Here is an 18,406-nt window from a genome sequence, read left to right as displayed (position 1 = left end):
TTTTTATCTATGAGTAATTTGAAATTTAAAAAGGTCAAATTTGGAACTTTGTATGATGGAAGAAAAGTTCATTTGTACACAGTTTCAAACGGCTCTATGAGCTTTTCTGCAATAGATTATGGATGCACAATTACAAGCATTCTTTTACCTGCAAAAGACGGAAAAAAAGTTGATGTTCTTTTGGGCTGTTCAACTTTGGAAGGCTATGCTTCTAGCGGCAGCTGTTTTGGAACCGTAGTTGGACGCTTTGCAAACAGAATCGGCGGCGCATCTTTTTCTCTTAATGGAAAAACTTATCAGCTTGATAAAAATGACGGCGAAAACTGTCTTCACGGCGGATTCGACCGCTACGAAAAGAAGCTGTGGTCTGCAAAAAAAATCCGCACTGACAAAGGTCTTGGAATTGAATTTACAAGAGTAAGTCCGGCAGGCGAGCAAAATATGCCTGGCAATCTTAAGATAAAAGTTACCTACACGTTAAATGAAGACAACGAGCTTACTTTGGATTATTCTGCTAAGACAGATGCTCCGACTCCAGTAAATCTTACAAACCATGCTTACTTCAATTTGAAAGGCTATGACGGCGGTTCTATTGAAGATCAGGAACTCAAGATGAATTGCTCTAAATTTGTTGAAGTTGACGAGCATCTTATTCCGTCTGGAAACCTTTGTTCAGTTGATGAAAAAAAAGCTTTTGACTTTAGAGTTCCAAAGCTTATCGGCAAAGATATAAAAGAAACTGGCTCTGGATATGACCATGCTTATTGCATTGATTCATATAATGGAAGTTTAGTTGAATTCGCGGTGTTGAAAGATCCTGCCAGCGGACGCACAATGACAGTTTCTACAACATTGCCTGCCTGCCAGATTTATACAGCAAATTTCATTGATGGATTTGGAAAAAACGGCTATCCTTTAAAAGCTCATGACGCTGTCTGCATGGAAACTGAGGCTTATCCTGATGCTCCGAACCATGAGAATTTCCCAAGCTGCATAGTAACTCCAGAAAAACCGTACCATGAAACTACGGTTTATAAATTTGGTTTTTAGATTTCAGCAATTATAGAAAAAATATAAAGAGGTTGTGATGGACATTCAATTACAGGAATTAATCGAAAAAATCAAAAAGGACGGTGTTTCCAGTGCTGAATCTGCCGCCCGCAAGATTATTGCCGATGCGGAAAAAAAAGCCGCTTCAATTGTAAGCGATGCTGAAGTAAAAGCTGACAGCATAATAAAAACTGCAAAAGCTGAAACTGAGCGCATGGAAAAAGCCAGCGAAGATGCTATTGCTCAGGCTGGACGAAACCTTATCATTTCATTCCGCGACGGAATAAACAAGGAGCTTTCTGCTATTGTAAATTCCGAAACAGAAAAAGCAATGGATAAGGATTTGCTCAAAAAATTGATTCCTGAAACTGTAAAAGCTTGGTCTGCCAATCCAGATGCGGATGATGTTTCAGTTCTTTTGCCTGCAAAGGATTTAAAAGCTCTTGAAACAAGCCTAAAAACTGCACTGAAAGCAAAAATCGCAAAGGGACTTGTAATAAAAAGCGATGCTTCCCTTTCAGCAGGATTTAGAGTCGGCTCGAAAAATGGCTCTGCATTTTATGATTTCAGCGCGGAAGAAGTTGCGGCTTTGTTCAGCGCATATTTGAATCCAAAGACAACAGAAATTATGAAAAAGGCGGCTGCAGGAATTTCAGAAGAAGAGCCAAAGCCTGCTGTAGAAGAAGAAAAGAAACCAGTGGCTTCAAAAGCAAAGAAACCTGCTGCAAAGCCAGCGGCAAAATCTCGTGCAAAAACTACAAAGGAAACAAAATAGTGGAACATCTCTATTATTTGGTTGCCCAGCTTCCGGCAATTTCTGTAAATGATGACAGTTCTCAGAAACTTCCGCTTACAGTTGGATATTTCAAGGATTTGTGCAGCCGATTTATGTCTGAAAAATCTGCGAAGCTTGCTGAAAATCTTACGCTGGAACCTCCTGTTGAGCCTGTTTCAACTGGTTCAGTTTTCCTTGATGAATGGTATGAAAAAGAAAGATGCCTTCGCCTTGCATTGGCTCAAATCAGGGCTTTAAAAATGAAGAAAGATGTAAAGGATCTTCCTTCTGCAAGTGACGGCGAATCTATTCAGGCTGCGCGGACTGCGACTGGAATGGACAGTCCTTTGGCGGCGGAACAGTATCTGAATCAGTACCGTCTTGGAATTTTGGACCGGATTGCGCCTATGGACAATTTTTCAGCTGATGCGGTCTACAGCTATGGACTTAAGCTGATGCTTGCCGAGCGGATGAAGAAGTTTAACAAGGATGAAGGCTTGGCTTCTTACCACAAAATTTATGATGAAATTCTTGGAGAAAAGAAATGACTGATACAAAAGGCAAAGTTGTTGCTGTCAATGGAAACATGGTTTCTGTTGAATTCGATGGAAAGGTATCTCTCAATGAAGTAGGCTACGTTAAAGTTGGCGGAAAAAGCCTGAAAGGAGAGGTAATCCGTATCCGCGGAAATACAGCGCAGATGCAGATTTATGAAATGACAAATGGTATTTCAACAGATTGTTCTGTAGAATTTACCGGGGATTTGCTTAGCGTTGAAGTTGGTCCTGGTCTTTTGGGGCAGGTTTATGATGGATTGCAGAATCCGCTTCCTCTTCTTGCTGAAAAATCCGGATATTTTCTTGAGCGCGGCGTTTATCTTCCTGCTCTTGATGAAAATAAAAAATGGGAATTCACTCCTACTGCAAAAGAAGGCGACAAAGTTTTTGCAGGCGACAGCATAGGAACTGTCCCGGAAGGTCCTTTTACCCACAAAATTCTTGTTCCTTTTGGATTCCTTGGAACTTATACAATCAAAAAAATTGCAAAACCAGGCGAATATAAAATTCACGATACTATTGCGACTCTCGCTGACGAAAAAGGAAAATCAGTAAACATCAGCATGAGCTTTAAATGGCCTGTAAAACGCGCTGTAAACTGCTATGCTGAACGTCTTAGCCCGGATGAGCCGATGGTTACAAAAGTCCGCCTGATTGATACATTTTTTCCTGTTGCAAAAGGCGGAACTTATTGTATTCCTGGTCCGTTCGGAGCTGGAAAAACTGTTCTTCAGCATACAACAAGCCGCAATGCCGATGTTGACATTGTAATTATCGCAGCTTGTGGAGAACGCGCTGGTGAAGTTGTAGAAACTCTTACAGAATTCCCGGAACTTAAGGATCCTCGCACTGGACGTTCTCTTATGGAACGCACAATCATAATCTGCAATACATCTTCTATGCCGGTTGCTTCCCGCGAAGCTTCATGCTACACAGGTGTTACTCTTGCAGAATATTACCGCCAGATGGGACTTAACGTTCTTCTTCTTGCGGATTCTACTTCAAGATGGGCGCAGGCTATGCGTGAAATGTCCGGCCGTTTGGAGGAAATTCCTGGCGAAGAAGCATTCCCTGCATATTTGGAGTCAACAATCGCTTCTTTCTATGAACGCGCTGGAATTGTAAAACTCCGTGATGGAAATATCGGTTCTGTTACAATCGGTGGAACAGTTTCTCCTGCCGGCGGAAACTTTGAAGAGCCTGTAACTCAGGCAACTTTGAAAGTTGTTGGTGCATTCCATGGTCTTAGCCGTGAACGTTCAGATGCTCGCCGTTATCCTTCTATTGATCCGCTTGATTCTTGGTCAAAATACAAATCTACAATTGGACACAATCTTGTTGAGTTTGCACGCAATGTCTATAAAAGAGGCGCGGAAGTCAACCAGATGATGAAAGTTGTTGGTGAAGAAGGAACAAGCCTTTCAGACTTTGTTATTTACTTGAAGAGCGAATTTCTTGATGCCGTTTATATGCAGCAGGATAGCTTTGATGAAATTGAAGGCGCATCTTCTGTAGAACGCCAGAAATATGTCTTCAATAAAATCGTTGAAATTCTTGGTTCTGACTTTGACTTTGAAGAAAAAGACGATGCTCGTAATTTCTTTAACACTTTGCGCCAGAATTTCATTGATATGAACTATAAGGAATTCAAGAACTCAGATTTTACAAAAGCTGAAAAAGTCATAGAAAGCACTTTGGCTTCAAAAAATGCGCAGGTATCTGACGAGGCAAAGAAGCTTCTCAAGGACGGTGAATAATGAATAAAGTATATAGCAAAATCGAAAGCATAAACGGAAGCGTTATTACTGTAAAAGCAAAAGGCGTAAAGCTTAATGAGCTTGCTGAAATAAACACAAGGTTCGGAAAATCTCTTGCTGAAGTAAACAAGATTGACGGCGAAACAGTTTCATTGCAGGTTTTTGCTGGCGGACGCGGTGTTGCCACAAATGACCAGATTCGCTTTTTGGGACACGAAATGCGTGTTTCTTTCAGCGAAAATTTGCTCGGACGTATTTTCAACGGTTCAGCAGAGCCAAGAGACCACGGTCCTGCATTGACTGAAAATCTTGTTGCAATCGGAGGACCTTCTGTAAATCCGGCAAAACGCATTAATCCAAACAGAATGATGCGCACAAACATTCCGATGATTGATGTTTTCAATACTTTGGTTGTCAGCCAGAAAATTCCGATTTTCTCAATTTCCGGCGAACCTTACAACCAGCTTTTGGCTCGTATTGCTATGCAGGCTCAGGCTGATGTTATTGTTCTTGGCGGAATGGGCTTGAAGTACGATGACTACCTTTACTTCAAAAAGACATTGGAAGAAGGCGGCGCATTGAGCAAAACTGTAATGTTTGTTCATACTGCTGCTGACCCGACAGTTGAATGCATTAAAATTCCGGATCTTTCGCTTGCTGTTGCCGAACAGTTTGCGCTTCAGGGAAAAGATGTTCTTGTTCTTCTTACAGATATGACGAACTTCGCTGATTCAATGAAGGAAATCGCAATTACTCAGGAGCAAGTTCCTTCTAACCGTGGTTATCCGGGAGACTTGTATTCTCAGCTTGCAAGCCGTTATGAAAAGGCTGTTGACTTTGCTGATTCAGGCTCTATAACGGTTTTGGCTGTTACAACAATGCCTGGCGATGACGTTACTCATCCTGTTCCTGATAACACAGGATATATTACAGAAGGTCAGTATTATCTTAAGGGCGGACACATTGAGCCTTTTGGTTCTCTTTCCCGCTTAAAGCAGCAGGTTAACAGCAAAACTCGCAAAGACCACCGTTCTCTTATGGATGCGATGATTCGTCTTTATTCCCAGTACAAAGATACTCTTGAAAAAAAGTCAATGGGCTTTATTATGAGTTCTTGGGACGAAAAGCTTTTGAAATACGGAGAGCTTTTTGAATCAGAAATGATGGATCTTACGGTGAATATTCCTCTTGAAGAAGCCTTGGACAATGGATGGAAAATTCTTGCGGAATGTTTTGACAAGGCGGAAACTGGCTTGAAGTCTGAATTGATAGAGCAGTTCTGGCCAAAAAACTAAGCCTGAATATTAAGGATTTATTTTATGGCAAAATTAAAACTGACTAAAAATGAGCAAAAGACTCAAAAAGATGCGCTAAAAATGTATCAGCGTTATCTTCCGACTCTTACGCTCAAAAAGCAGCAGTTGCAGTCAGAAATCCGCGCCATAGACGAAAAAGCAAAATCTGTCCGGGCTGAAAAAAAGGCTTTGGAAGAAGATTTTGAAAAATGGATTTCGGTTTTCGGCGAAAAAGATGCCTTTAAGCCTGATATGGTTACTGTAAAGAATATCAAAAAAGGCTGGGGCAATATTGCCGGTGTAAAGATTCCTGTTTATGAAGGCGCAGATTTCGGACGTGGCGACTATAATCTTTATTCAACGCCTCTTTGGATTGATATGGCTGCGGACAGAATGGAAAAAGCACTTGAGCTTGATTTGGAGGCGGAAGTTCTGGACGAGCAGGTAAGACTTCTTGCAAAAGAACTTCGCACAACAACTCAGCGTGTAAATCTGTTTGAAAAAGTAAAAATTCCTGAAACAAAAGCTAATATCAAGCGCATAGGAATTTTTCTTGGAGATGAACAGGTCAATGCGGTTGTGCGCTCAAAAATTTCCAAGAAAAAACTTCAGGCTGATGCTAAGGAGGCTGAATAATGGCTATTGTGCAGATGAAAAAAGTCTCTTTGGTTATTCTTGATTCAACAAGAAAGGCTTCTTTAAAGCAGCTCAGAAAAGCTGGAGTTTTGCATTTGGAAGCTGTGGAAGGCTCTAGTCCGGCGCTTTCTGCTTACAGAGAATCAGCTACGGAAACTGACAAAGCTATTTCTATTCTTGATGAAATAAAAGAGCCCAAAAAGTCTCCTGCTTTGATTCAGGAAAAACTTGACAAGGATTCAGCTCGGGAAAAAGCAAAGGAAATAATATCTTTAAGCGACAGAAAAAAGACGCTTTTTGATTTGATTTCCCAGAATAAAAATGAGCTTGCCCGGCTTGAAAAATGGGGCGACATAGATCCAGAAGAATTCAAGGCTTTTGCCGAAAAAGGAATTTTCCTATATATGTACGAAATTCCTTCGGAAAAATACCAGTTGATTGGTGAAGATTGCGAAACTGTTCTTGTGAATTCATTGAATAAAGTTTCTAGGTTTTTGCTAAAATCAGAAACAGAACTTGAAGAGCGTCCTGCTGGTCTTCCTGCTGAAGCTTATGCTGTTCCTTTGCCTGAATATTCTACTCGCCAGATGAAGAAAAACATTGTGGATGACGAGCATGAAATTGAAGCCATCGACAAGAAGATTTTTGCAGAGAAAAAATTCCGCACAGCTTTGCTTGATTATAAAAAGCAGCTTGCCTCTGATATTGAATTTGAAAATTTGTACAGCGGCATGGAATCAGAATCTTCAAATGAAACTTCCGACGGCGAGGAAACAAAACTTGCCTGGCTTACAGGATATGTTCCAGTTGATTCAATGAAAAGTTTCAAATCTGTATGCGCAGAAAATGGCTGGGCATTTGTGGCTTCCGATCCTGCGGATGATGATCCGGTTCCGACAAAGTTAAAAAACAATAAGCTTGTTGAACTTATTTATCCGCTTACAAACTTTCTTGATGTTACGCCGGGCTACCATGAGTATGATATTTCAGGCTGGTTCTTGCTTTTCTTCTGCATTTTCTTTGCGATGATTTTTGGCGATGCGGGATATGGAGCATTAATCTGCGCGCTGGCTATTGGACTTATGGCTAAGGGCGCAAAAAATGGAAAGGCGTTTTCTTCTGTAAATGTGCTTGTCTTTTTGCTCGGATTCAGTACAATGTGCTGGGGCGTTTTGACTTGCACTTGGTTTGGTATAGATTCAGCAAAACTTCCAAAATGGATGGTGGATTTGTCTTTTGCACCGATTTCACCTGCAAAAGTTGGAACTGATGTTTCTAATACTAACCAGCAGATTTTCTGTTTTATCCTTGCTATTATTCAGCTTAGCATTGCCCATATAAAAGGAATTCTTCGTTATAGAAAATCCTTGAAGTGTCTTGGTGAACTTGGCTCTTTGCTTGAGCTTTGGGGAATGTTCTATGTCGTTATGGACATGGTTGTTGATGCTGTAAAATATCCGCTTGGAATTACAGAAGAAACTTTGTATTTCTTTGGAATCGGCTGGCTTCCAATTCCTTATGTTGCGCTTGGTGTGCTTTTCTTTGGATTTATTTTGAACTTTGTATTTTCAAATTATGATGGAAGTATTAAAGATTCAATTTTTGAAAGTCTAAAGAATATTATCAGCGTGCTTTTGGGAATTGTAAATGTTTTCAGCGACATTGTTTCTTATATACGCTTGTGGGCTGTTGCTCTTGCCGGCGCGGCTATAAGCAGTACTATAAATACAATGGCCGGACCTATGCTCGGCAAGCTGATTATGGTTGGTTTTGGCGTTATTCTTTTGTGCTTTGGTCATGGATTGAATATTGTGCTGAACCTTTTGTCTGTTATCGTTCATGGTGTGCGCTTGAATACACTTGAATTCAGCCAGCATCTTGGAATGTCATGGAGCGGAACAAAGTATTCTCCGTTCCGTGAAGAAAAATAAAATTTGAATTACGGCAGTTTTCTGCCTAAAAAATTAGATTAACAACGCAAATTTGCGTAAAGGAGTATTTATGAACTGGGGAATGATTGGTGCTGGTGTTGTAATGGGAATTGCCGCGATTGGAAGCGCAATCGGTATTGGAATTGCAGGTCAGGGAGCAATTGGAGCTTGGAAAAGATGCTACTTGAATAACAAGCCTGCTCCTTTCCTTTTGGTTGTTTTTGCAGGTGCTCCGCTTACACAGACAATTTACGGCTTCCTTCTTATGAACACAATGAGAACTTCTACAGCTGATCCTTTGTTCCTTCTTGGACTTGGAATTGCTTGCGGTCTTTCAATGTGTATGTCTGCTGTTGCTCAGGGAAAAGCCGGTGCTGCTGGTTCTGATGCTTTGGCGGAAACTGGAAAAGGATTTGCGCAGTACATCATGGTTGTAGGTCTTTGCGAAACAATTGCTTTGTTCTCTATGGTATTCGGAATGATTGTTTGCTAGAATTTTTCGTTCGATAGAAATTAAACTGCCCGGGGCTTTTTTGCTTCCGGGTTTTTTTTTGTCTAAAAATAAAATGCTTTTACACAATTCTTCAATATGATATAATAGAATTTATGGAAGAAAAATTTAAAACTCCTCGTGTAATTCAAATCGGTGGAAATAACGGAATTAAAAAAATATATATCGGCGGAAAAAATCCTGTTACAGTTCAGACAATGTGGAAAGAGCCAATAACTGAAATCGACAACAGCCGCCTTGATTCAATTATAGAGCGCATTGATAGTTTGAAATCCCTTGGCTGCGACATTGTTCGTTTTGCTGTTCCTGACCTGGAAAGCGCGCAATCCTTGTGCAAAATTGCCGAGAACACAGATGTTCCGCTTGTTGCTGATATTCACTTTGACTATAGGCTTGCGTTGGAGTGCTTGAAAGGAAATGTTTCTGTAATCAGAATCAATCCTGGAAATATAGGAAGCGTTGAAAGGACAAAAGCTGTTGTTGAGGCTTGCAAGGAAAAAGGCGCGGCTATAAGAATTGGCGTGAACACAGGTTCTTTACCAAAAGACTTGGAAAAAAAAGTTGAAAATTCGGAAATTACAAGAGCGCAGGCTTTGGCGGAAACTGCATTAAGAGAAGCTGAAGTTTTTGATTCTCTTAAATTTGAAAATTTTGCAGTCAGCATGAAAGCTTCGAGTGTTCAGGAAACAATTGAGGCGAACGAGGCTTTTGCTCGTCAGTCAGATATTCCTTTGCACATCGGCGTAACAGAGGCGGGACCTTTGATTACCGGCGTTGTAAAATCTACGCTGGCTTTTTCCCATCTTTTGAATGAAGGCATTGGCTCTACAATCCGCGTCAGCCTTTCGTCTTCCCCTGAAAATGAAGTTATTGCAGGAAGGGAAATTTTGCATGAATGCGGACTTAGAAATGGCGGCGTTACCCTGATAAGCTGCCCTAGATGCGGGCGTTTGGGCTTTGATGTCCACGGATTTATGGAACGGTGGCAGAACAAATTGCTTTCACTTGATAAAAATATCACAGTTGCGGTAATGGGCTGTATTGTAAATGGACCGGGCGAAGGCAAGCACGCTGATTTAGGAATTGCTGGCGGCGGCGGAAAATGCATAATTTTCAAAAAAGGAAAAATAGTGCAAACAATTGATGAAAAAGATGCCGATATAGAATTTAAAAAGGTCTTGGAGAATCTTTAATTCAATGAGAAAGTTTGCCATAAAATTTTTTGCCGTTTTTTCGTTTATATTGTTTTTTTGCTTTGATATTTTTGCCGCTCCTAGAAAGCCTCAAAAGGGGCAGGAGGATTGGAGGTCATTGCAAAAAGCCAAAGATTCTTTTGAAAAAAATGACTTTGGAACTGCTGTAAAATTTGCAGAGCAGGCAAAAGTTATACGTTCTCAAAATGCCCAGTGGCAAACTTATATTCTTGATGAAACTCTAAAAAATTCAAGAGTTCGTCGTGCCGGAGATTCAATTGAACGTGTTTCTCAGGTTTTGAATGAATTGAAATTTACAGAAGCTTCAAAAATTGTTTCAATGCATATTGAAAAACATGGCGCGGATTTTTTCAACGGAAGCTATTCAAAGCTGATTGACTTTGTTTCAGTTTATTCGCATTATCCAGAGGCTGATTTTCTTCTTGGAAAAATTTATAAGCTTGAAGGCGAGTATTCTGTTGCCTTGAATTACATGAAAGAGGCTTATGATTGTTCTGTGAATCTTGACGTTCCAATGGAAAAGTACGATTTGCTTTATGAGCTTGCCGAGCTTTCTTATGACTTAGGAAACAAAGACGACTATGAAAAATATCTTCTCGTGATTGCAAGCGATGATTCTGTTTTTATAAATTCCGGCTACATGGATGCGCTTCTTCATATTATTAATTCTGATTCTTCCGACAGTCTTGAAAAATTTTTTCTTTTGTACCGCGCGGAAGACACAAATGGATTAAAGGCATTTGTGAAACTTGGCAAACTTTATATGACAGAAGCTGAAAATGACAAAGCGTTGAAATTTAATGCGTTTGCAGGAATCTTGGCTGTAACAAAAATTGAATCTGTTTTAATGCAAAGAATAAACGGCTTTAAATATTCAAACTTTAAGACGCTTCTTGCGGAATCTTCCGGCTACAGCGACATTGTGGAGTGGGGCATAAAAAACGGTGTGTGGGAACTTTTCTGCGACCTTGCTGAATCCGCAGCTAATTCTGGAAGAATAGTTTTTTCACGCTCACTTTTTGTTTCTCTTTCAGAATCTTCTCCTGTTGAATACTGGAAATCTTACGCTTCAGAAAAAATTGTAAAAGCTGAAAATTGAGTTAGAGAGTTAGAATTGAAGTCCTAAGCCAAAATACGCTTCCCAAGCTTTTCCTTTTCGCCATGAGCTGTCAAAGTCCATGTGTCCGTTGAGAATCTTTTTGGAAAGATCTACGCCAAGACTTGCGCGCACAACAAAACTTTTCCATTTTTCAGGATAAACAAGAGCTTCAAGTCCGCCTGTGTAAATTCCTTCTTTGTAGTTCAAGTTCGAACCAGTGCCTCTGTTTTTTATCAAGGCCGCATCAAAGAACGGGCTTAGCTGAAATTCAAAGTTCAGGTACTTGAAAATTTTATGCGGTAAAAATGCAATCGCTTTTATAACTTTTGGCTTTGTGTCATAGCTTCCGAACAACGCATAGCTCCAGTCGAGCCAGCGGACGGTAACAATGTGTATTGGCATGTCAAAGTTGAAAACTATTGCATCCGGAGTTTTTAGCGCGTAGTTGTCCGCGTCAACTTCGTAGTCGTCAAATTCCTGTTTGTCTGGCGCGCCTCTTAAATATTCGCCGATTGAAAACTTTGTGTTGTAGCCTGCGAATCCATTTGCGTTGATTGCAAAGCCAACATATTTGAAGCTTTTGAACAATTGTAAATTTGCCTCAACTGACGGAACAACTTTTTCATCGATTGTGTCCGCTTTTATGTCCCAGCCCATGTATTGTGATGCGGAAAATGAATATCCAGTTCTAAAGTTGTTTTCGCCCACCCAGTTTATATTGCTGAAACTTATAGTCTGTCCCGGCTTTATCATCGGAGTCTGGTACAAGTCATCGTTGTTTTTGTTGATTCCGTTTTTGTCCCAGTTATGCGTAAAATTTATAGAAGGCGTGTAAGTAACTTCTGTTGTATTTCCTATGTAGCCGATTGAAAACGGAACTGAAATTGTTGCGTCTTCTACAAAGTAAAGGTCATCGTCATATTTTTCATAGTCAAGATTTTTTATTATTGACTGTGAAAATTCAAATTTAATTTTATGCTGACCGATTGGAACTACAACAGCGATTCCTGTTGTGAAGTCGTATTCTGGAACATCCTCGCCTATTACCCAGTTGAAGTCAAAAGAGTTGCTCCAAGTATTTTCGGTAATTCCAATGTCAAAAGGGTAGTCGTAGCTAAAGCCGAATCCTGTTGCTACTTTTGAATAATTGTCCGGCTCATCGTCATCGCCAAAGTTCAAATTCAAGTCAACATTCAGGTCGTTCATAAGTCCTAGAAAGTTGTTGTCTTTGAGTTTGAGCTTGATTTCAATTCCAGAGTTCGTGTCTAAAGCCGGCTTTGGAAAAATAATCATTGAATGTGAATCTTTAAAAGTATACTGCGCTTCAACAAGATTTATTCTGTCGTCTGTGGTTTCCGCTATTTCGTATGAATATTCGATGTCTGTAAGAAGCCTTGTGTTTTCTATGTTCTGATATATGTCATGAAGATATTTTTCAAGCTCTTCCTGAGAAGTGAAAACTTTTTCGTAGTTTATATCTGTAATATTTCTTTTTAATGCCGACTCTTTTGTTTTTCCTTTTGAAATGAAATCAACTTTTTTTATTTGAAAAAATTCTTCCTGTGCGAAAACTGCCGATGCGCAAGAAAGCACAACGAAGATAAGTGTCTTTTTTAAATTTTTCAGCATCATTTAATAGGCTCCTTTGCCTTTTATTACAACTCCGACTGTTTTTATCAAAATCCAAATATCAAGCCACACAGACCAGTTTTGAATATAATAAGTGTCCAGATTGATTCTTTCCTCGTATCCAGTGTCGCTTCGTCCTGAAATCTGCCACATTCCGCTTAGTCCCGGCTTTACAGAAAGCACATAGTCTGAATATTTTCCGTATTTTATGAGCTCAGGCTCTGTAACTGGACGCGGACCGACTAAAGACATTTCTCCGACAAAAATATTCCAAAGCTGCGGAATTTCATCAAGACTGGTTTTTCTAAGGAATTTTCCAAACTTTGTTACGCGAGGATCATCTGTGAATTTTCTATCTTTTTCCCATTCAGCGGCTCTTACAGGGTCGTTTTCAAGAATTTCCTTTAGCTTTTTGTCTGCGTCAATGCACATTGAGCGGAATTTCCAGCATTTTAAAACTGAATGATTTTTTCCGACTCTTTTGTGTCCGTAGAAAACCGGTCCTGGCGAGCTTATTTTTACTGCGATTGCTATAATCAATGTGAGCGGAATCAAAACCGGCGCAACGCAAATGCAGGCAAGAATGTCGATTGCTCTTTTTAAAAACAGCGAGCTCTTTTTTGTAAGATAATTTGTTGAAGAGAACGCAAGAATTCCGCCGAAATCTTTCATGTGCAAAGACATTGTTGTGTTCAGCTGCTCTCTTGGCACGCGAATTAAATATCTGTAGTTTGTCTGAAGTTCCTCAAGATTTTTATTGAATCCGCAAAGAATTCCGACTTTTATGTTGATTTTTTTTAGAACTGCGGAAATTTCCGCGGACTGCTCGACAATTTTTATTCCGAGGAATTCATCTTTGTGAATGGCAGAATCCGTTACAATAAGAATCGGTCTGTAGCCAAGATATTTTTTTTTCAAAAGACGCTCTACGATTAAATTCGCCCTGTCATCTTTGTTGTAAACTACAGCAGGAACTCCCCACCATGAAAATTTTGCAAAATATCTTCTGCTTAATTCTCTTCCAAGCGGAAGCAAAATTGTCGCAAACGGCCATGAAAGAACAAGCGCCAATGCAATCGGAATAAGGTCTTTTGTGGATTTTATAGTTGTAAGCGCGAAAGCTTCTCCGATTAAAATGAAAAATGATGAAAGTGAAAATCTTCTTACTTCGTCTTCTGGAGCCAAAAGAATTCCGGGGTAAAGTCCGTTTAAATAGAAAACAATGAAAACTGCCGGCAAGAAAACTGAATATTTCAAAAAAGATCTGAAATTTATACAGGAAGGGTCAAACGCATTTACAATAAAAAATCCGATGCAAATTGAAAGCATAAAAAGCAAGGCATCTATAAATGCAAGCGAAATGCCGGAAACAAATGAACTTGTGTGCCTATATTGAGATTTTAAGTATTTTTCTAATTCTTCTGCATTGATACTAGAAATCATAAGTCTATCCAATATAAAGGAAAAAAGCGAAATTGTCTATTGTTACACATAAAAACGCATTATTTTCTAGTTATTTCACTTAAAATCAAAGACGCCGTTTTTTTATATGAATATTTTTCAGGAATTTTTCCAAGCGGACTGTCATCGCAAAAAGTTTTTTGCATTTTTTCACACAAATCGCTGCTGTTTCCGCTCTGAAAAAAAACAACTGGAAATCCGTCGTAAATTTCCTTGAAAACTGGAATGTCTGAAATAACGGCTTTTGTTCCGCAGAAAAGCGCTTGCAACGGCGGAATTCCAAAACCTTCATAAAGCGACGGCTGCACCAAAAATTTTGCCCGGCTTAAAAGAATCAGCAGTTTTTCATTTTCAACAAATCCTGTGAATTCAATTGAATCAGGAAATTTTGAATTCAGCTCGCTGATTTTTTCTGAAATGTTATTGTCTTTTGTCCTGAAATTATCCTGAGAGCCAACAATTAAAAGTTTTGGTTTTTCTGTGCTTTCAAGCTGATAGAATTTTTCAAAAGCTTCGAGCAGAACAGAAAGTCCTTTGTGCTTTTTTATGTTTCCGATAAAAATTATGGAATTGTCTTTTTGCGCATTTGGACATTTTTTTTCCATATAATTTGGAAGACCGTTGTAGACAACCGCAATTTTTTTCTTGCATTTTAGAACTTTTTCAATTCTTTCCTTGCTGAAATTTGAAACTGTAAAAATTTCCTTAGATTTTTTTACGGAGCGTTTGTAGAAAAATTTTCTTGCAATAGTTCCAATTTTTCCGCAGAGTCCTTTTACATCAAGAAAAACGATGTCATGGATTGTTGAAAAAACTGGAATTTTTATTCCGCCGGGAATATTGCAGTATGGCGAAAAGTAAACATCGCATGAATTTATTTTTTTTAAAAGCTCTTTCGGAAAAAAGAACATTTCCTTCAGCGAAAAAGTTTTTATATTGCAAGGTTCTCCTTCCTTGCCGCCGAATAAAAATAATTCATTTCCGCTGCTTTTTAAATACGGAAGAATTTCGTCTAAAAAAGTTCCGATTCCGCTTTTTCCACTCATGCGGCAGTCAACTGCAATTTTCATCTTCCCTCGTCGCAAAGAATTTCTTCTGCTATTTTTTTTATGAGGCGCGAAGCTTTTCCACGGTGGCTTATCGCATTTTTTTGTTCTGCTGTAAGTTCTGCGGCAGTTTTTCCAAGCTCAGGAAGATAAAAAATCGGGTCATATCCGAATCCGCCTGTTCCTCTTGCATCTTCAATTTTTTCGACAATTTCGCCTTCCATTGTTTCCTGCACAACAAAAAGCCTGTCGTTTCCCATATAAAGAACCATTGAGCAAGTGTAATGCGCAGTCCGCTTCTGAAATTTTCCAGAGGAAATTGAATCCGTTATCTGCTGAATTAAAAATTTATTCTGTTCTTCCTGCGGAATTTTTTTTCCGTCAGGTTTTCCGCGCATAAAATCCGGTCCTGCATAACGCGAAGAATAAATTCCCGGAGCTCCGTTCAGGGCATCAGCGCAAATTCCAGAATCATCGGCAAGAACAGGGCAGCGCACAATTTCCCACAACGCTTTTGCTTTTATAAGGCTGTTCTCGTAAAAAGTCGAGCCGGTTTCTTCGGGGTCAAAATCAATTCCCTCGTCCTTTGGAATTACAATTGTATGCTCTGGAAAAAGCTCCGAGACTTCACGTTTTTTATTTAAATTTCCGGTTGCAAGATAAATTTTCATTCCAAAAGAATAGCATTTTAAATGCTTGTTGTCGAGAGAATGGCGGATTTCTATTCGTCGCCGCTGAAAATCTCCTTTGCCTTTGAAACAAGCGAAGCAACATGGCGTGGACTCATTGAAAGAAGCTTGCCGACAGTTATGTTTGTTGGAACTGGAATTTGCCTTGAAAGCTCTTCAATCGATTTGCGCCATCTTTGGTCATGCGAATTGAATTTTTGCAGCTCGAGTTCAGTGCAGTCTGATTCTTTTTGCGCTTCCCGTTGTTTTTGCATGGAAAATTTCTTTCTATGAAAATATGCGAAATTTCGTCTTTTAAATAAATTCTGAAACCGCATTTCCTTTTTTTCAATTGATTCTTTTGCGCTCATAATCATTTTTCTAAGTTTTTCCTTGTTGCATCCTGTTGCCGCGGAAACTTTTTCAACAAGCGGATCCGTAATGCTGTAGCAGGATTTTAACGCAAGAACAAGGCAAAGCTCTTTTGTAAAACTTTCGCTGATTTTTGTTTTTCTTTCGGAATGTCTTGAGCCTGCCGAATATTCAAGATTTTTCTTTGCAACTTTGAAAAGCTCTTCCGTCGTCATTTCGTTTTCAAAATAAATTTCTTCATTTTCAAGAACAAGACTTGATTCTTCAACAACTAAAGTTTCACAGCAAGAATTTTTCTCGTTTGCCAAAAGCTGCTTCTTTTTCCGCCATAAAGCCGACGCCTGCAAAACTCCGTAAATGTAAGTGGAAAAATCGCTTATCGCAGGATTGTATTTTTTTAAGATGTGCACGAAATGTTCCGCCATGTAAACAAGAAAATCTGAAAAATCATCTTCGCTCATGTTTGCAAGTCCCAGCTCAAATTTCCGCCTGAACATGAATTCCAAAAGCAAATTTTTCGCTTCCTCTTCGCTTGTCTTTTTCTCGCTGAAATCCTTCCAGATTTTTCTTACTTCCGCCGTAGTTTTTTCACTCATAATTTCTCCTATTAAATAAAAAAAGTTGATTGTGTGAAAGAAAAACAGCAATATTTATGCCAAGCGAAATTACGTGAAATTTGTGTGTTTTATCTAATTTTTTGCTATTTTATAACTGAAAAACTAGCTGGTTTCTGTAAGTTTTTTCAAAATATAACAGGATTTTTGTTATTTTCTGTTATTTGTTAAAAAAATATTGCAGAAAAAATAGCAAAAAAGCCTCCATTTCTGGAAGCTTTTTCTTGAGTATTATGATTTATTTTTATGGAAGAAAAATTAAAGAACTTTTGCGAATTCTTTTAAGATTAAAGGAAGCAATGTTTCAATTTTGCCTTCCGTGCTTGCTCCGGCAGCATTTTTGTGTCCGCCGCCGCCGAATTTAGAAGCAATTGCGCTAACGTCGCATTTTTCCTTTGAACGGAATCCCAGTGTGCATGAAAATTCTGTTTCTTGCCGAATGAACAAAACTGCCTCGACATTTTCAACTTCAAGCATGAGCGCGTAAAAAGCGTCGCTGTCCCGGCCGTCTTGCCCGAATTTTCTTGTGTCGTCTATTGTTTCAAAAGTTACAACAAGTTTTCCGTTGAAATGCCGTTCCGCGTGGTCTAGCATAATTCCCAGAAGCTTTCTTGTGTTCCACTGCTTTCCGCCTGTCATTTCCTGATAAATTTTCCTTGGATTTGCGCCGGATTCCACAAGTCTTGCCGTTCCCTTGAAGACTTCCGAGCTGTCTTCTGTAAGATACTTGAAAAATCCTGTGTCGGTCGCCATTCCGAAGAAGAAAATATCCGCCTGTTCTTTTGAAGGTTTTCCGACAAGTGATTCAAAAAGCTGCTGGACAAGGCAAGATGCCGCCGGTGAAGTCGGGTCTATTATGTTGTCTGAATTTTTTACGTCGGCTGTTTTGTGGTGGTCGATTATAAATGTGCTGAATCCTTTTAAATCTCCATCAATGTCGCCGAGCCTTGAAAGCTCCGAGCAGTCCGCGATTATAAGTCCGCATGAATTCCTTTCGTCCTGAGTCATAAAGGGCAGGACATTCTTGAATTTTGGCGCGAATTTTTTTATTTCGTTTCTTTTGAAAGGTCCTGCGTTGAGCATTATGTAAGGCTTGTTGATTTTGTCCAGAATAAATGAAAGTCCTATGCAGCTTGAAATGCAGTCTCCGTCCGGCTCTTTGTGTCCTGCGATAATAAAACTGTCATGTGAATCTAAAAAGTTTTTGAATTTTGAAATTTGTTCTTTTGAAATAAGAATCATATTTTCCTGCCTGAAACTAAAAAAGACCTGACCCTGAAAATTTCAGAACCAAGTCTCCTTAATAAAAATTGTGTTTTGCTACTTATTAATTTTTCTAGTAGTCAAGAGTAAGCGAATCTGCGTCAGTTCCGTCAATCTGCATTCCGCTAGGAGCAATTGCCCAAAGTGAATTGAAGCGGTTTGTTGGAGCTGTAATCCATACTTTTAGGAATTCACCGTTCTGGCTTATTACTGTCATGTACGGAGAAAGACCTTTTGGCATAGTTCTGAAGTTGAGTTTTCTAGCTCCGTCTTCATTTTTGAACCACTTTTTTGGAAGAACCGCAGTTCCGATGTCTATGCCCTGTTTTTCGTAAAGAACAACATAAGCGTCTTTCTGGTCATAGATTTTGAAGATTCTTACATTCTGATAAGAAATTGTAGATACATTGTCTCCGTGATTCCATACAGGCTGCTTTGTCTGCTCGTTGTTTTCCTGTGAAACTGCTGGCAAAATCATAGCAAGAGCAAGAACTGCCGCGGCAAAAAACTTCTTCATGAATTCCTCCG

16 protein-coding genes and 1 pseudogene are annotated in these 18,406 nt (G+C 39.4%); 10 read left to right on the top strand and 7 right to left on the bottom strand.

Annotated elements, in window-relative coordinates; translation table 11 throughout:
* Positions 1–9: 9 nt before the first annotated feature.
* The 10 genes and pseudogenes from Q0H92_RS05760 to Q0H92_RS05715 all read left to right on the top strand — a co-directional run bounded on the left by Q0H92_RS05760 (position 10) and on the right by Q0H92_RS05715 (position 10,825).
* On the top strand, positions 10–1,050 hold the full coding sequence (locus Q0H92_RS05760; RefSeq protein ID WP_296012840.1) for an aldose epimerase family protein: 1,041 nt from the start codon (positions 10–12) through the stop codon (positions 1,048–1,050).
* Positions 1,051–1,087: 37 nt separating this feature from the next.
* A pseudogene (locus Q0H92_RS05755) lies at positions 1,088–1,702 on the top strand (V-type ATP synthase subunit E); the annotation flags it as partial.
* A 122-nt stretch (positions 1,703–1,824) separates the two neighbouring features.
* Positions 1,825–2,373, top strand: coding sequence for a DUF2764 family protein (locus Q0H92_RS05750; RefSeq protein ID WP_296012838.1), 549 nt, complete (start codon positions 1,825–1,827; stop codon positions 2,371–2,373).
* Positions 2,370–4,139, top strand: coding sequence for a V-type ATP synthase subunit A (locus Q0H92_RS05745; protein WP_296012836.1), 1,770 nt, complete (start codon positions 2,370–2,372; stop codon positions 4,137–4,139). The genes Q0H92_RS05750 and Q0H92_RS05745 overlap by 4 nt, the downstream gene beginning before the upstream one ends.
* Positions 4,139–5,434 (top strand): V-type ATP synthase subunit B, encoded by a 1,296-nt coding sequence (locus Q0H92_RS05740; protein ID WP_294015060.1) that lies wholly within the window; start codon positions 4,139–4,141, stop codon positions 5,432–5,434. Before Q0H92_RS05745 ends, Q0H92_RS05740 begins: the two co-directional genes overlap by 1 nt.
* A gap of 24 nt (positions 5,435–5,458) precedes the next feature.
* Positions 5,459–6,070, top strand: a complete 612-nt coding sequence (locus Q0H92_RS05735; RefSeq protein ID WP_273466703.1) for a V-type ATP synthase subunit D — start codon at positions 5,459–5,461, stop codon at positions 6,068–6,070.
* Complete coding sequence (locus Q0H92_RS05730; protein WP_296012829.1) at positions 6,070–8,001, top strand: ATPase; 1,932 nt, start codon at positions 6,070–6,072, stop codon at positions 7,999–8,001. The genes Q0H92_RS05735 and Q0H92_RS05730 overlap by 1 nt, the downstream gene beginning before the upstream one ends.
* A gap of 70 nt (positions 8,002–8,071) precedes the next feature.
* Entirely contained in the window at positions 8,072–8,494 is a 423-nt protein-coding gene (locus Q0H92_RS05725; RefSeq protein WP_013701618.1) for an ATP synthase subunit K, read from the top strand.
* A gap of 113 nt (positions 8,495–8,607) precedes the next feature.
* On the top strand, positions 8,608–9,705 hold the full coding sequence (gene ispG, locus Q0H92_RS05720) for a flavodoxin-dependent (E)-4-hydroxy-3-methylbut-2-enyl-diphosphate synthase (protein WP_296012826.1): 1,098 nt from the start codon (positions 8,608–8,610) through the stop codon (positions 9,703–9,705).
* 118 nt (positions 9,706–9,823) lie between these two features.
* A complete protein-coding gene (locus Q0H92_RS05715) occupies positions 9,824–10,825 on the top strand; it encodes a hypothetical protein (RefSeq protein ID WP_296012824.1) in 1,002 nt (333 codons plus the stop codon).
* Positions 10,826–10,834: 9 nt separating this feature from the next.
* On the opposite strand, the gene Q0H92_RS05710 is transcribed toward Q0H92_RS05715, so the two are convergent.
* The 7 genes from Q0H92_RS05710 to Q0H92_RS05680 all read right to left on the bottom strand — a co-directional run bounded on the left by Q0H92_RS05710 (position 10,835) and on the right by Q0H92_RS05680 (position 18,395).
* Complete coding sequence (locus Q0H92_RS05710; RefSeq protein WP_296012823.1) at positions 10,835–12,457, bottom strand: hypothetical protein; 1,623 nt, start codon at positions 12,455–12,457, stop codon at positions 10,835–10,837.
* Complete coding sequence (gene wbaP / locus Q0H92_RS05705) at positions 12,458–13,897, bottom strand: undecaprenyl-phosphate galactose phosphotransferase WbaP (protein WP_296012822.1); 1,440 nt, start codon at positions 13,895–13,897, stop codon at positions 12,458–12,460.
* A 59-nt stretch (positions 13,898–13,956) separates the two neighbouring features.
* Positions 13,957–14,985, bottom strand: coding sequence for a glycosyltransferase family 1 protein (locus Q0H92_RS05700; protein WP_296012820.1), 1,029 nt, complete (start codon positions 14,983–14,985; stop codon positions 13,957–13,959).
* On the bottom strand, positions 14,982–15,632 hold the full coding sequence (rdgB, locus tag Q0H92_RS05695) for an RdgB/HAM1 family non-canonical purine NTP pyrophosphatase (RefSeq protein ID WP_296012818.1): 651 nt from the start codon (positions 15,630–15,632) through the stop codon (positions 14,982–14,984). The genes Q0H92_RS05700 and rdgB overlap by 4 nt, the downstream gene beginning before the upstream one ends.
* A gap of 50 nt (positions 15,633–15,682) precedes the next feature.
* The gene (locus Q0H92_RS05690; protein WP_296012816.1) at positions 15,683–16,597 is read right to left on the bottom strand and encodes a hypothetical protein; all 915 of its coding nucleotides are present in this window, start codon (positions 16,595–16,597) and stop codon (positions 15,683–15,685) included.
* A gap of 276 nt (positions 16,598–16,873) precedes the next feature.
* A complete protein-coding gene (locus Q0H92_RS05685; protein ID WP_296012814.1) occupies positions 16,874–17,857 on the bottom strand; it encodes a bifunctional oligoribonuclease/PAP phosphatase NrnA in 984 nt (327 codons plus the stop codon).
* A gap of 94 nt (positions 17,858–17,951) precedes the next feature.
* Complete coding sequence (locus Q0H92_RS05680) at positions 17,952–18,395, bottom strand: hypothetical protein (RefSeq protein ID WP_296012812.1); 444 nt, start codon at positions 18,393–18,395, stop codon at positions 17,952–17,954.
* Positions 18,396–18,406: the final 11 nt, after the last annotated feature.

Origin of the sequence: uncultured Treponema sp. (assembly GCF_934725225.1) — a bacterium.
Lineage (GTDB): Bacteria > Spirochaetota > Spirochaetia > Treponematales > Treponemataceae > Treponema_D.
The sequence above is the reverse complement of the archived record's forward strand: the minus strand, read 5'-3'. Positions and strand labels throughout refer to the sequence as shown.

Bases quoted from the DNA above. Each gene is read 5' to 3' on its own strand.
- Q0H92_RS05710 (WP_296012823.1), bottom strand. From the start codon at position 12,457: ATGATGCTGAAAAATTTAAAAAAGACACTTATCTTCGTTGTGCTTTCT.
- Q0H92_RS05735 (WP_273466703.1), top strand. From the start codon at position 5,459: ATGGCAAAATTAAAACTGACTAAAAATGAGCAAAAGACTCAAAAAGAT.
- Q0H92_RS05745 (WP_296012836.1), top strand. From the start codon at position 2,370: ATGACTGATACAAAAGGCAAAGTTGTTGCTGTCAATGGAAACATGGTT.
- Q0H92_RS05760 (WP_296012840.1), top strand. From the start codon at position 10: ATGAGTAATTTGAAATTTAAAAAGGTCAAATTTGGAACTTTGTATGAT.
- Q0H92_RS05700 (WP_296012820.1), bottom strand. From the start codon at position 14,985: ATGAAAATTGCAGTTGACTGCCGCATGAGTGGAAAAAGCGGAATCGGA.
- Q0H92_RS05740 (WP_294015060.1), top strand. From the start codon at position 4,139: ATGAATAAAGTATATAGCAAAATCGAAAGCATAAACGGAAGCGTTATT.
- Q0H92_RS05680 (WP_296012812.1), bottom strand. From the start codon at position 18,395: ATGAAGAAGTTTTTTGCCGCGGCAGTTCTTGCTCTTGCTATGATTTTG.
- Q0H92_RS05685 (WP_296012814.1), bottom strand. From the start codon at position 17,857: ATGATTCTTATTTCAAAAGAACAAATTTCAAAATTCAAAAACTTTTTA.
- Q0H92_RS05725 (WP_013701618.1), top strand. From the start codon at position 8,072: ATGAACTGGGGAATGATTGGTGCTGGTGTTGTAATGGGAATTGCCGCG.
- rdgB (WP_296012818.1), bottom strand. From the start codon at position 15,632: ATGAAAATTTATCTTGCAACCGGAAATTTAAATAAAAAACGTGAAGTC.
- wbaP (WP_296012822.1), bottom strand. From the start codon at position 13,897: ATGATTTCTAGTATCAATGCAGAAGAATTAGAAAAATACTTAAAATCT.
- ispG (WP_296012826.1), top strand. From the start codon at position 8,608: ATGGAAGAAAAATTTAAAACTCCTCGTGTAATTCAAATCGGTGGAAAT.
- Q0H92_RS05730 (WP_296012829.1), top strand. From the start codon at position 6,070: ATGGCTATTGTGCAGATGAAAAAAGTCTCTTTGGTTATTCTTGATTCA.
- Q0H92_RS05690 (WP_296012816.1), bottom strand. From the start codon at position 16,597: ATGAGTGAAAAAACTACGGCGGAAGTAAGAAAAATCTGGAAGGATTTC.